Genomic DNA, 12,756 nt, shown 5'->3' with positions numbered 1-12,756 from the left:
TCGCGTTAACGCACACTTTGCCGGATGTGGTGATAGAGCGCACGAATGGCCTGCGCCTCGCCGCCGCCGGGGGAGTGCGGTCGTTCCGATGGCGCCCAGCCGTAGATATCGAAATGCGCCCAGCTCGTGGCGCTGGAGACGAAGCGCTTGAGGAACAGGGCAGCGGTGATTGCACCGGCCATGCCGCCTGCCGGCGCATTGGTGATGTCGGCAAACTTGGTGCGGATATCCTTTTCATAGCCGGCATAGAGCGGCAGTCGCCACAGGGGGTCGTCCGTCTCAAGGCTTGCTTCGGTCAAGTCCTGGGCGAGTTCGGCATCGTCGGTAAAGAAGGGCGGCAGGTCAGGACCGAGAGCCACGCGCGCCGCACCCGTCAGCGTCGCCATGTCGATCAGGAGGTCGGGAGCATCCTCGTCAGCGTATGCAAGCGCATCTGCGAGGATCAACCGGCCTTCGGCATCGGTATTGTCGATCTGTACCGTCAGCCCCTTGCGGCTCCGGTAGATGTCGCCCGGGCGGAAGGCGTTGGAGGAGATCGAGTTTTCGACGACGGGAATGATAACCCTGAGATCGACCTTGAGCTTGGCGTCCATGATCATCAGCGCCAGCCCCATGACATTTGCCGCGCCGCCCATGTCCTTCTTCATCAGCAGCATCGAAGACGCTGGCTTGATGTCGAGACCGCCGGTGTCGAAGCAGACACCCTTGCCGACGAGCGTGATCTTGCGGTGACCCTTCTTGCCCCAGCGCATTTCGAGCAGGCGCGGCGCATCGGCGCTCGCGCGGCCGACCGTATGGACCAGAGGGAAGTTCTGCCGGAGATCGTCACCGCTGACGACATTGATTTCCGCCTTGTAATGGGCGGCAAGCCCGCGGAAGGCGGCTTCCAGTTCGTTCGGTCCCATGTCGTTAGTCGGCGTGTTGATCAGGTCGCGCGCCAGGAAGACGCCGGCAAGCTGTCGCTTGATATCCGCTCCGTCAGCATCGCGCGGGATCATCAGCGTTGGAGCGGACGCCTTCTCCGACTTGTACCGGTCGAAGCGATAGCTGCCGAGGCCGAAGCCAAGCGAGAGACGGTTGGCCGTCAGCGGTGCGGTTTCGATGTGCCAATCGCCGGCCGGCAGCGTGCGCGCAAGCTTACCGGTAATGTAAGGTTGCTCGGACGGATTGGTGCCGAGCCCGAACAACGCGCCCCCGAGATGACCGTCCTCTGTCGGAATGAGCAGCAGTGAGCCGCTTTCGGCCTTATATCCCGCCTTCTTGGCCCAATCGAGCGCGATGGGATCGATCGTGCCGGTTTCAATATGCGCCGGGGTGACGGCAAAGATCGGCAGGGTCGAGCCGCCCTTGGTGTTGAACGGGGTCGGTCTCTCGATGAACTGATAGGGTGCCATGTGTTTCCTTCGAGGCAAGTCCGGGAATCGCGTCTTAACGGTATGTTAGGGTTAACAGACTATTGCTGGAGTGAAGATTGCGTCAAAGCCTTTCCCTGTTCCGCTTTGAGGTCAGACGCCGATTCGGATCTCAGGGACACATGATGCCTGCTTCGGCCAATACTTCGCTCAAAACTCGGGTTTTTCAGGGCGCTGCGACCGCGCTCGTCGCGCTGGCACTCGCCGGCTGCACGACAACCAAGGATCGGATGACGACGGGATCGGTGCGGACCCTCGCCAAGCCGGTCGAAGCGATGAACGAAGCCGAGCTACGCAGCTCGTCCGAGCGTGTCGGACAGGCCTACGAAAAGAACCCGCGCGATGCCGTCAACGGCATGAACTATGCCAACCTCTTGCGCATGCAGGGCCGCGACGCCCAGGCGCTGGCGGTCATGCAGCAGGTTGCCATTGCCAACCCAACCGATCGAACAGTGCTCGCGGCCTACGGAAAGGCCCAGGCTGCTGCCGGTCAACTACAGCAGGCGCTTGATACGATCGGTCGCGCTCAGACGCCGGATCGTCCGGACTGGAAGCTCACATCGGCGGAGGGCGCGATCCTCGATCAGCTCGGCCGCTCTGCCGAAGCGCGCCAGCGCTATCGCGAAGCGCTCGGCATCCAGCCAAACGAAGCATCGATCCTGTCGAACCTCGGTATGTCTTATGTGCTGACCGGTGACCTCCGAACGGCCGAGACCTATCTGCGTCAGGCCGCAGGCCAGCCCACCGCCGATAGTCGGGTCCGTCAGAATCTGGCGCTCGCCATTGGCCTTCAAGGCCGGTTCCCTGAAGCGGAAAAGATTGCGCGTGGCGAGCTTTCGCAAGAACAGGCCGACGCCAACGTCGCCTATCTGCGCTCGATGCTGTCACAGCAGAATTCCTGGCAAAAGCTTGCGGCCAAGGATAGCGGTAGCGGTCCCACCGCCACGAACTGACGCTAGCGGCCGGCTAGCCCCGAGGTGACAAGCTGCACGCCGAGGCCGGCCATGACCGTCCCTGCCAGGCGATCGATCCACGTCTTCGCAGCGAGGTAAAGCCGCCTCGGATGGCTGGCCGAGAATGCGAGCGCGACGATCGTGTACCAGCCGGCTTCGACGGCAAACACGCCGATCGGCAGCGAAAAAATCAGTCCAAGCGGAACCGTCTTCGGCAACAAGGCTGCGAAGATACTGGCGTAAACGACGATCGCCTTTGGGTTGCTGAGCTGTGTCAGCAGAGCGGTGATGAAGCTGCGGGCGAGTGAGCGATGGTCGCTTGCCGCGTCGCCGATATGGATCGGCTCGCCTGCGCCACGCCAGATCTTGAGGGCGATGTAGACGAGATAGGCGCCGCCCGCCACCTTCAGCGCCAGATAAAGCCACTCGAATTGCGCAAGCAGTGCCGTCAGCCCCGCCAGCGCTAACGCGCTGAAGGCAACGCCGCCAATGCCCATGCCGAGTGCTGCCGCAAGCCCGTCCAGACGTGAACGCGACATTGCAATGCGTGAAACGAGGACAAAGCTCGGACCGGGGCTCATCGCCCCTATCGAAAGGGCGGCAATGATACTCAGGAAGATGCTTACAGACGACATCGCGGGCTCCAGCTGACTCGGAAAACGCCCGACCCTATGCCCAATGCGTGTAGATCGCCAGCCTCGTCGAAATACTAGAAGCGATCCGCGACCTGGATGCCAGCTGGCCCGAGGATGACGGCGACGAGAACCGGCAGGAAGAACAGGATCATCGGCACCGTGAGCTTCGGGGGAAGTGCCGCAGCCTTCTTCTCTGCCTCGTTCATGCGCTCGTCGCGGCCTTCCTGTGCGAGGACGCGCAGCGCCTGGGAAACCGGCGTGCCGTAGCGATCCGCCTGGATCAGGGCCTGGGTGACGGACTGCACCAGTGGGATCTGCGTGCGCAGGCCGAGGTTCTCAAGCGCAACCCGCCGATCGGGAAGGAAGGAAAGCTCGGCGGTCGTCAGAATCATCTCTTCCGCCAGCGCCGGCGAGGCCTCGCCGAGTTCTTCGGATACACGACGCATGGCGGCCTCGATCGAAATACCGGACTCGACGCAGATTAGCATCAGGTCGAGCGCGTCGGGCCAGGCACGCTTGATCGAGTGCTGGCGCTTTGACATGCGATTGGAGATGAAAATGTTCGGTGCATAGAAGCCCAAATAGGCGATGCCGAGCGTCACCAGGAAGCGCATCGTCGTTGGCTTGTCGGCCAGATGATCGAGACCAAAGACCCAGAAAACTGCAAAGCCGAAGAACAGGAACGGCAACAGGAAACGCGCGACAAGGAACATGTTCAAGGCATTTTCGGAACGAAACCCGGCTGCCCGGAGCTTGTTCATGGTGTTCTCGTCGACCAGTGCCTCGCGAAGGTTGAACTTCTCCACGATCTGTCGCACTGAGCGGTTGTTCTGGGTACGAAGGGAAGCTTTCCCGGCGGAATCGGTGTTCATGCGCGCGCGTTCGCGAGCGCGAATCTGCTCGCGCTCCGTCGATACGGCCTTCATGCGCTTGTTGAGGTCGCCGCGCTCGAAGAACGGGACAGCGATTGTATACAGGCTGGCGAAGACAGCGATCGCCACGAACACTGCGATCAGCATGGAGGGGTCTGTCAGTTTGGTCGCGAGGTCAGATGACACGCCCGTTCTCCACTAGATGTCGAAATTGACCATGTTGCGCATGACGAAAATGCCGATCGACATCCAGACCGCCGATATACCCATGATCAGGTGGCCGCGAGGGTCGGTGAAGAGGATCAGCATGTATTCCGGCGATGTCAGATAGACGAGGGTTGCAACGATGAACGGCAGCGCGCCGATGATGACGGCCGACGCCTTTGCTTCCATCGACAGTGCCTTGACCTTCGCCTTCATCTTCTTTCTGTCGCGCAGGACCTTTGCGAGGTTGCCGATGGCTTCAGAAAGGTTGCCGCCTGCCTGCGACTGGATCGCAATAACGATTGCAAAGAAGCTGACCTCCTGCAGAGGCATGAAATTGCTCATACGTGCACAGGCATCCGGTACACTGAGGCCTACCTGCTGCGATTCGACGACGCGGCGAAATTCGCTCTTCACGGGATCCTTGCCCTCATTGGCGATGAGCCGGATGGCATCGTTCAAGGGCAGGCCTGATTTGATCGAGCGTACGATGACGTCGAGAGCGTTGGGAAACTCATCGAGAAACTTGTTCTGGCGCCGCTTGATCAGGAAGCCCAGTACCCAGCGCGGCATGCCAAGTCCCGCAATGATGGGCAGACCGAGCACGACCATGACAGGCGCATCGGCAAGGAAGGCAACGAACATCAAGACAAGGCCAACAATGGCGCTGAACATGTAAAACCGTCCCGGCGTGGTCTTGAGGCCGGCCTGGGTCAGCCGCGCCTTCAGCGACAGCTTCCTCTTGGTGTTTTCCTGCTGGCGCTTCTCAAGGTCCTTCAGGTTGTCCTGCACCGATTTCCGGCGCTTCGACATTTCCTGGACGCGGTCGCGGGCTGCCTTGACGCCGGCCTTGTCAGCCTCCGCCGAAGCGACGCGGTTGACGCGATTGGCCGACTTCTTTTCGGTTTCCATCCGCGTGAAGAGAAGGCCATAGCAAACGGCGCCAGCCGCAATGGCGGCAAGCGCGACAATGGCCAACACAACAGGATCGAACCCGAACATCTCACTAATCCTTGGATTTCGCTTCCATTTCGTCGAGTGCCGCGGCAAGGCGCTTTTCTTCGTTGAAGTAGCGTGCGCGATCCCAGAAATGCGGCTTACCGATACCGGTCGACTTGTGCCTGCCGATCAGCTTACCCGACGCATCCTCGCCGTCGATTTCGTAGCGCATCAGGTCCTGGGTGATGATGACGTCGCCTTCCATCCCGATCACCTCGGTAATCTGCGTGATGCGACGAGAGCCGTCTCGCAGGCGGGCCGCCTGGACGATAATATCGATCGAACCGGAGATGATCTCGCGTACGGTCTTTGCCGGCAAAGTGAAACCGCCCATTGCGATCATCGACTCGATACGGCTGAGGCATTCGCGCGGCGAGTTCGAGTGGATCGTGCCCATCGAGCCGTCGTGACCGGTGTTCATTGCCTGCAACAGGTCAAAAACCTCCGGTCCGCGCACTTCGCCGACGATGATCCGCTCCGGACGCATACGCAGGCAGTTCTTGACGAGATCGCGCATGGTGATCTCGCCTTCGCCTTCGATGTTCGGTGGCCGGGTTTCGAGGCGTACCACGTGCGGCTGCTGCAGCTGCAGTTCTGCCGTGTCTTCGCAAGTGATGACGCGCTCGTCCACGTCGATGTAGCGGGTGAGGCAGTTGAGCAGCGTCGTCTTGCCCGAACCGGTACCGCCCGAAATGACGACGTTGCAGCGGACGCGGCCGATGATCTGGAGAAGCGTCGCTCCCTCAGGCGTGATGGCGCCGAAGCGAACGAGCTGTTCGAGGTTCAGCTTGTCCTTCTTGAACTTACGGATGGTGAGTGCCGGCCCGTCGATCGCGAGCGGAGGCGCAATGACGTTGACACGGGAGCCGTCGGGCAGACGGGCGTCGCAGATCGGACTTGATTCATCAACACGGCGGCCGACCTGGCTAACGATGCGCTGGCAGATCGACAGCAGCTGCGAATTGTCGCGGAAGCGGATTTCGGATTCGATGGTCTTGCCGCCGACTTCGATGAAGGTCTGGCCGGCGCCGTTGACCATGATGTCGGCGATATCGTCGCGGGCGAGCAGCGGCTCGAGCGGACCGTAACCGAGAACGTCGTTGCAGATGTCTTCGAGCAGTTCTTCCTGCTCGGAAATCGACATCGCGAAGTTCTTGATCGTGATGATGTCGTTGACGATGTCGCGGATTTCTTCGCGCGCGCTTTCTCCGTCGAGCTTGGCAAGCTGCGACAGATCGATCGTATCGATCAGCGCCGAGAAGACCTGCGCTTTCGTGTCGTAATATTCATCCGTGCGGGTCGGGCGCTTGCGCTGCGGCGTCTGCATCGGCGGCGGCGGAACCTGCTGGCGCGGGGGCTCGCGCTGCGGCTCGACCAGAATCGCAGGGGCAGACGGGGAGGGATGTGGAACCGGCGGAGGCGGCGCGATGGTGCCGCCCGCCTTGCCAAAACCCTCGTTTCCGCGTTTTCCGAACATGCCTTATTCCAATCCGATCTTGGCGGGCGTCATTTGCGCTTCAGCAGGCCGAGCAATCCGCCCTTGCGTGCTTTCTTGATGGCAATCCGCCCGGTCACGATGTGCGATATCTGCGAGAATGTTTCTGCCGTCGGTGACTTTGCATCCATCTCCGAAATCATCCGGCCACTGTTGGCCGCGTTGCCGAACAGGTTGGCATCGAAGGGGATGATTGCGATCGGATCGGTTTCCAGCGGACCGCAGAAATCGGCCGGACTGATCTCCGGCCGCTTCGGCATCCCGACCTGATTGAGGATCAGATGCGGCATCTTGTCGTTGGGCCGCATCTTGCGCAGCGCATCCATCATGTTCTTGGTGTTGCGCAGGTTGGCAAGATCGGGAGAGGCGCAGATGACGACCTCGTCCACGCTGGCCAGCACCGAGCGTGTCCATTCCGACCAGGCATGCGGTACGTCGAGCACGGTGATGGGGGCGTTGCGCTGCAGGACCTCAAGCACGGGCTGGAACGCCTGTCCTTCGAAATCATAGGCGCGGTCGAGGAGGGAGGGGGCCGCAAGCAGCGACAGGTGCTCGGAGCACTTCGTCAGCAGGCGATCGAGAAACACCTCGTCCAGGCGTTCCGGCGCATAGACCGCTTCCGCGATGCCCTGCGTCGGGTCCTGGTCGAAATCGATATTGGCCGTGCCGTAGGGCAGGTCGAGGTCAGCCAGGATCGTTTCGGTCGAAAACAGATTGGAGATGCCGAAGGCGCAATTATGAGCGATCGTTGAGGAACCGACGCCGCCCTTGGCGCCGATGAAGGCGATGCTGCGGCCGAGCGGCTCGGCATCAGGGTCGACGAAGATCGTCGCCATCGCCATCATGATATCGGGCATGGCGACGGGCTGGACCATATACTCGGAAATGCCGTTGCGCACGAGTTCGCGATAGAGCGCGATGTCGTTGTGATAGCCGACAATGATGACCTTGGTGGACGGGTCGCAGACGGCGGCAAGCGGCGCCAGCTCGTTCAGCACACTTGCAGATACCGTCCTGGTTTCGAGAATGATCAGATTGGGCGTTGGCGCCGTGGCGAACATGTTCGCGGCCGCCGCAATGCCGCCGCTGGTGATGCGCAGGCTGACCTTCGACATGCGGCGGTCATGGCTGCAACGCTCCATGACACGCTGCAGTTCTTCGCTTTCGCAGAAGGCGTGGACCGATATGCGGGGCAAGGGCCGCATGTTCTCGAGCTCGGCCATACGAACGGCGTCTTCTGCGTTGCGCAGCTCCGTCGTATTCTTGATCTCGTATTCGACTGTACTCATCGTTCGGTCCTAAACTGATCAGAAGCTGTTGGAGCTGCTGGTGACGTCTTCAATCGTGCTTGTCGTTTCGCGATACTCTTTGATTGCGGCGTTGCGGCGGGCCGCATCAATCGGGGTCATGCCGCGAGGCGCGATCAGGTCTTCCGGGTTGGCCACTTGTGCAGCCAGGTTGTTCTGCGTTGCACAACCAAAATTGTAGTAATTCTGGTTGGTGAAATCGTTGATGATGTCTCTCGGCCATTGACCGCACTGCGACGTCATTGCTGTCGTGCCGACGAAAGTCAGGCGAATGGGCGCTGCGTCACCCGCGCCGGCCGCTCCGTAGGAACTGTTGACGATCTTGGAACTTGCGATGCCGCGGGCGGAAAGCTCAGCGCGTACCTGACCCCGCAGCTGCCGTGCTGCCGCCGCATTCGGCGATCCCTCGGGCGTCAGCAGATAGACCGGCCCGGTTGCCCGCGACGCGTAATTCTGCGCGAAGCCGCGGATCATGTCGCGCTGGGCGATGTTGAGGCGGCGGTCTGTCGACGCGACCGGGATATCGACCGATTGCTCGGCTTCGGCAACCACGATCGGGTGTCGCTGGCGATAGTCGTCAGGAATACCGCCGGTCGTCAGTTGGTCGTGCGAGGCGCAGCCGGAAAGCAGGGCCGCCGCCACCGCGACCAAGGTCAGCAGCGATTTCGAGCGGCGGGAATCAAGTGCGGTGTTCTGCATGTGGGCCATCGGCTGATCTCTGTATTGTGCCATTGCTGATCCTGCCGCGCTCATTTGTAGATGAACCCGATGGAGCCATGGAATTGCGCGTCGGCGACGGGCGTTTTACGGCCGCCGTAAACCTTGTTGACGCGATTGAGCAGGAAGGTTGCCGCGTCGTTTTCCGGGCTGAAGTTGTCGTCCGGGCGACTGAGCTGATCGCGAGCAACCGGGCGAACGAGATAGGGCGTTGCAATGATGACAAGTTCGGTCTCATCACGCTCGACAGTGCGCTGCCGGAACAATGTGCCAAGCAGAGGGATCTTGTTGACGCCCGGCGTGCCGTTCGAGGTCTGCAATACGTTGTCGCGGATCAGCCCAGCAAGCGCGATGGAGCCACCCGAGGGAAGCTCGACGGAGGTCTCGGCCGAACGGCGCTGGTAGGTTGGCGTTGAGCCGGAAACGGAAGGGGCGGGCTCCGATACGTTCGTCTTGATTTCCAGGCTGATGCGGCCGGAGGACAGGACGACCGGCTTGAAGGCGAGATTGATGCCGTAGTTGTAAGGAACGATCGTGACGTTGCCGTCATTGTCCGTCGTCGAATAAAGCACCTGGCCGCCGGAATTGAAGGTCGCTGCCTGGCCGGAAATCGCCGTCAGTGTCGGCTCGGCCAGCGTCTTCACGACCTTCGCTTGTTCAAGCGCGTTGAGATAGGTCGAGATATCGTATTTTCCGATCGAGCTCTTGAAGAGGGCCGCTAGGCCGCCGCCAACGATTGCGGCGGCGCTGTCGGAGCTCGGGGAGCCGAGCTGGGCAACCGAGAGACCCTTGGAATTGGAAACGAGATTGTTGAAGCCAAGCTGCTTCAGTACCTCTCTGCGAACTTCCGCGATGGTGACCTTCAGCGTGACCTGGTCTTCGCCCTGGATCTGCAGCAGATTGACGACCTGTGAGGTCTGGCGGCCTTCTGCGAAAAGGGCCACCGAACCGTCTCCACCAGAAGCGCTGGCTGTTTCCGTACGCGTTGTTGCTTCGCCACCTTTCAGGAAGGCTTGCGCGAGGTCTGCGGCTTGTGCCGCGTCTTGCGGCGTGCGAACTGTGCCGGTTAGCACGATATTGTCGGACACGATCTCGACTTTGATGCAGGAGTCGGGGATGAAGCGCCGGAGATTGGCCTCCAGGCCGGCGACGTCGCGTTCGATCGCGATATCGAGACTGACGATCTGCTGCCCATCGGCGCCGAAAATGAATATGTTCGTCTGGCCAACCTGCTTGCCGAACAGATAGATGCGCCGCGAGCTACGGGTGACCGCGTCGGCCATGGAAGGGTCCGAGACGAGGATGTCATGTGCATCGACCGGAAGGTCAACGACAATCGCCTTCTTCAAACCGAGCTTCAGGCTGCGGTGTGCGCCAGGTCCAGCCTGGGTGATGTTAACGATCCCATCGGAAACCGCGTACGCAGCTCTTGCACCGAGAACAGGAGCGAGAACGCCCGGAGCGGCGCCCGAGAATGCGATCGCAAAGGACAAGCAACCTGCCATCAAGGGCTTTGTGTAGCGCTTCAAATTGCCCATTCCCATTTCCTTTACTCGGCCTTCGGCGCACTGCTGCTGTCTGTGACGATTGAGCCTGATTTGATGACTTGCACGATGGCGCTGCCATTATCGCCGCTGAGGAGGTAGTCAGCAGCGCTCGTATCCTGTTCCTGGGCGTCGGCAACGGAACGCAATGCCAGCGACAGCCGATCAGCCATTTGCTGGGCAACCGCCAGCACCTTGGTCTGGTCGGGGGTTAGCTCAAGCGTTGCGGTGGTCCCGACCACGGCTTTCGAGCCGTCTTCCTTTTCCTGGATCTGCTGGTCGATCGCGAGTACGCGCACATTGCTGAGCACAGTCTCGGTCAGATATTTGTCGGCTTCCTTCGATTTGCGGACCATGATCACGTCGACGCGGTCATTCGGCAGGATGAAGCCGCCGGCACCTGTCGAAACCGAAATCTCGGTTGCGACGGCACGTTTTCCGGAGGGCAGGAGGGAGGACAGGATGCGGCTGTTCGAATCCGCGATCTTTTCCGCGCGGATGGGCTCGCCCTCGAAAATCGGCAGGCGAACGACAGCGCCCTGCAGGTCTTTCAGGGCATCTGGCTTGTCGGTTTCGGTAATGAAGCCCTGGACGACGCCGGTCTGCGGCCAGGCCATCCAGTGAACGGCTTTATCATCCAATCGTGCGCCGACCGGGAGGTTGGAACCGGAGACCAGTATTTTGACGGTCGGCTCTTTCTCGACGACTGATTTGACCTGGGTGACAACGGAGCCACGACCCGCGAGGCTCATCGCCAGCACGCCAGCAAGGCCGGCCGCAACGACGGCGACTCCTAGTATCAAAAGGCGGGCGGGCTTCATTAATCGTTCCTCGGGGATTCGCAATACCCGAAGAATGGCCTGCAATTGGTATAATTATAGTTAATGAAAGCCTTCGATTTTAAGTTAACGGATGGTTAAGTCCCGCTAATTCAGGCTTTGCAATGCCGCAGTGAAAAGAGGGGAGGAGGGAAAAGCAATAAAGCCGCCCGCGGCAATAGCAATGCCATAGGGGATCTTCTTGGCAAGAAGAATGGAACTAGGAACCGGTAGTCCGACGGCAAGTATGACATGGGCTTGCGTACGGATCAGAAGAATCAAAAAAGTCGCGATGCCGCCAAATAGGCTGACATAAATTAGAAACTCAACAAGAGCGGGACTGAAGCCAAACCAGAGAGATGCCACGGCGAGTAGTTTTGCATCGCCGCCGCCCATGATGCTCAAGGCGAAAAGACCAAAGCAGACGACGAGAACCGAAAATGCGGCTGCGAGATGCGTACCGATCACAACGAGGGGCATTCCTGCCAGCGTCGCGATTCCCAAAAATGCGACGGCAAGAATTATCGACACGCGGTTTGGAATCGTCATCGTAATCAGGTCCGAGGACGCTGCGATGGCAAGGCAGAGCGGGAAAATCACAAAGACGGCTGCTGCGATCATTCCGTAGATCCCGTGATTAAAAAGGCCCACAGTATGACCTGTGAGCCTGGTTCATACTGGCGAGACGCGGTTCCCTTCGTCTGGCCATTATGTTCGTCAATTACTCGATGGTAGCCGGAGCCTTTTTGCCTGCCTCGTCCATCGTTACCGAAAGGTTATTGAACATAATGTTCAGTTTGCTGCCCAGTGCGGTTGCGCCGGTGATCAGCGCAACAGAGATAAGCGCTGCGATCAGGCCATATTCAATTGCGGTCGCGCCGGATTCGTCCTTGAGAAAACGGCTAACAAGCTTGGTCATGGTAACTCCTAACTCCAGTTGATGTTCAGCAGTCCGCCAACTGTTGCCGTTGATCGGATTGCATCAATTTAGCGTGACCCTGTTTCTATCAACTTAAAGAGTTAGGTTACCGTCCGGTAAATTCTGGCCGATGCCTAAGGATGGTAAGTATTCCCTATCGCAATTGTTTAGAATTTTATAGAAAAGTCCCGCGCGCCGGGTAGTAAAGGCATTCGCTGCTAGTGAATGTCCTCGTGCCGATATTCAATGGCGGTGAACAGGATAATACCCTCGAAGCCCCTGTCGCAATATGGCGCATAAAACTGGCGTCTTCGATAAACCATAATAGGCTTAAGACTTCATTCACCAATTTTTCTCATGCTGTTTTGCAAAAATCGCCGTAACCCGAGAGAGAATCAAATGTCGCCGAGTGGCAAGAGGATCATCCTGGCCAGCTTTTTTACCGCCCTCGGCCTTGGCGGATCCGCGCTCGCTCAACAGGACATTCTGCGGGTCTACATGGATCAAGCCCGCGTTTTGAAACTCGATCGGCCGGTGAGCAAGGTCATCGTCGGAAACGCCAAGGTTGCCGACGCAACCGTGGCGGATTCCAAGACGATCGTCCTGACCGGGCGCAGTTTCGGAACGACCAATCTTGTGCTGCTCGATGCGGATGGCAACGCAATACTGGATGAAAGCATCCTCGTGTCGATTGATGAGGCCAACACTGTCCGCGTCTTTCGCCAAACGGAGCGCTCTGTTCTTTCTTGTACTCCGAATTGCGAACAGCATAGCCAACAAGGCACAGAGACCGCAACGGCAAGCCAGCAATAGCTGCTGAGTATCTCTGCGAATTCCGTTAGACTTCTGATCCGGCTCAACGCACCCAACTTGCTGCCGAA

The 12,756-nt window shown here is 59.5% G+C and carries 13 protein-coding genes; 2 read left to right on the top strand and 11 right to left on the bottom strand.

Annotated elements, in window-relative coordinates; all coding sequences use genetic code 11:
* Positions 1–5 precede the first annotated feature (5 nt).
* Complete coding sequence (locus tag AF71_RS01850; protein WP_113470488.1) at positions 6–1,394, bottom strand: M17 family metallopeptidase; 1,389 nt, start codon at positions 1,392–1,394, stop codon at positions 6–8.
* 143 nt (positions 1,395–1,537) lie between these two features.
* Between AF71_RS01850 and AF71_RS01845 the strand changes: the two genes are divergently transcribed.
* A complete protein-coding gene (locus AF71_RS01845) occupies positions 1,538–2,365 on the top strand; it encodes a tetratricopeptide repeat protein (RefSeq protein ID WP_169679483.1) in 828 nt (275 codons plus the stop codon).
* A 2-nt stretch (positions 2,366–2,367) separates the two neighbouring features.
* Here the strand turns inward: AF71_RS01845 and AF71_RS01840 are convergent, their stop codons facing one another.
* From AF71_RS01840 to AF71_RS01795, 10 genes are all read right to left on the bottom strand, one after another.
* On the bottom strand, positions 2,368–3,000 hold the full coding sequence (locus tag AF71_RS01840) for a LysE family translocator (protein WP_113470489.1): 633 nt from the start codon (positions 2,998–3,000) through the stop codon (positions 2,368–2,370).
* 74 nt (positions 3,001–3,074) lie between these two features.
* Complete coding sequence (locus tag AF71_RS01835; RefSeq protein WP_169679481.1) at positions 3,075–4,058, bottom strand: type II secretion system F family protein; 984 nt, start codon at positions 4,056–4,058, stop codon at positions 3,075–3,077.
* 12 nt (positions 4,059–4,070) lie between these two features.
* Positions 4,071–5,078 (bottom strand): type II secretion system F family protein, encoded by a 1,008-nt coding sequence (locus AF71_RS01830; protein ID WP_169679479.1) that lies wholly within the window; start codon positions 5,076–5,078, stop codon positions 4,071–4,073.
* Between the two features lie 4 nt (positions 5,079–5,082).
* Complete coding sequence (locus AF71_RS01825; RefSeq protein ID WP_169679477.1) at positions 5,083–6,552, bottom strand: CpaF family protein; 1,470 nt, start codon at positions 6,550–6,552, stop codon at positions 5,083–5,085.
* A gap of 29 nt (positions 6,553–6,581) precedes the next feature.
* Positions 6,582–7,859, bottom strand: coding sequence for a CpaE family protein (locus tag AF71_RS01820; protein WP_025659783.1), 1,278 nt, complete (start codon positions 7,857–7,859; stop codon positions 6,582–6,584).
* A gap of 18 nt (positions 7,860–7,877) precedes the next feature.
* On the bottom strand, positions 7,878–8,630 hold the full coding sequence (locus AF71_RS01815) for a CpaD family pilus assembly lipoprotein (protein WP_210258105.1): 753 nt from the start codon (positions 8,628–8,630) through the stop codon (positions 7,878–7,880).
* Positions 8,627–10,132: a type II and III secretion system protein family protein gene (locus AF71_RS01810; protein WP_169679473.1), complete on the bottom strand. Its 1,506-nt coding sequence runs from the start codon at positions 10,130–10,132 to the stop codon at positions 8,627–8,629. Before AF71_RS01810 ends, AF71_RS01815 begins: the two co-directional genes overlap by 4 nt.
* A gap of 11 nt (positions 10,133–10,143) precedes the next feature.
* Entirely contained in the window at positions 10,144–10,959 is an 816-nt protein-coding gene (gene cpaB, locus AF71_RS01805; RefSeq protein WP_169679471.1) for a Flp pilus assembly protein CpaB, read from the bottom strand.
* Between the two features lie 105 nt (positions 10,960–11,064).
* Positions 11,065–11,577 carry a prepilin peptidase gene (locus AF71_RS01800; protein WP_169679470.1) on the bottom strand — a complete coding sequence of 171 codons (513 nt, stop codon included), beginning with the start codon at positions 11,575–11,577 and terminating at the stop codon, positions 11,065–11,067.
* Positions 11,578–11,677: 100 nt separating this feature from the next.
* Positions 11,678–11,875 (bottom strand): Flp family type IVb pilin, encoded by a 198-nt coding sequence (locus AF71_RS01795; RefSeq protein WP_112824809.1) that lies wholly within the window; start codon positions 11,873–11,875, stop codon positions 11,678–11,680.
* A gap of 399 nt (positions 11,876–12,274) precedes the next feature.
* Between AF71_RS01795 and AF71_RS01790 the strand changes: the two genes are divergently transcribed.
* Positions 12,275–12,688 carry a pilus assembly protein N-terminal domain-containing protein gene (locus tag AF71_RS01790; protein WP_025659789.1) on the top strand — a complete coding sequence of 138 codons (414 nt, stop codon included), beginning with the start codon at positions 12,275–12,277 and terminating at the stop codon, positions 12,686–12,688.
* Positions 12,689–12,756 lie beyond the last annotated feature (68 nt).

It is taken from the genome of Rhizobium sp. 57MFTsu3.2 (assembly GCF_012932765.1).
In the GTDB taxonomy this organism is placed as follows: domain Bacteria; phylum Pseudomonadota; class Alphaproteobacteria; order Rhizobiales; family Rhizobiaceae; genus Rhizobium; species Rhizobium altiplani.
Note: the sequence above shows the minus strand (reverse complement) of the source record. Positions and strands in the feature narration are given on the sequence as shown.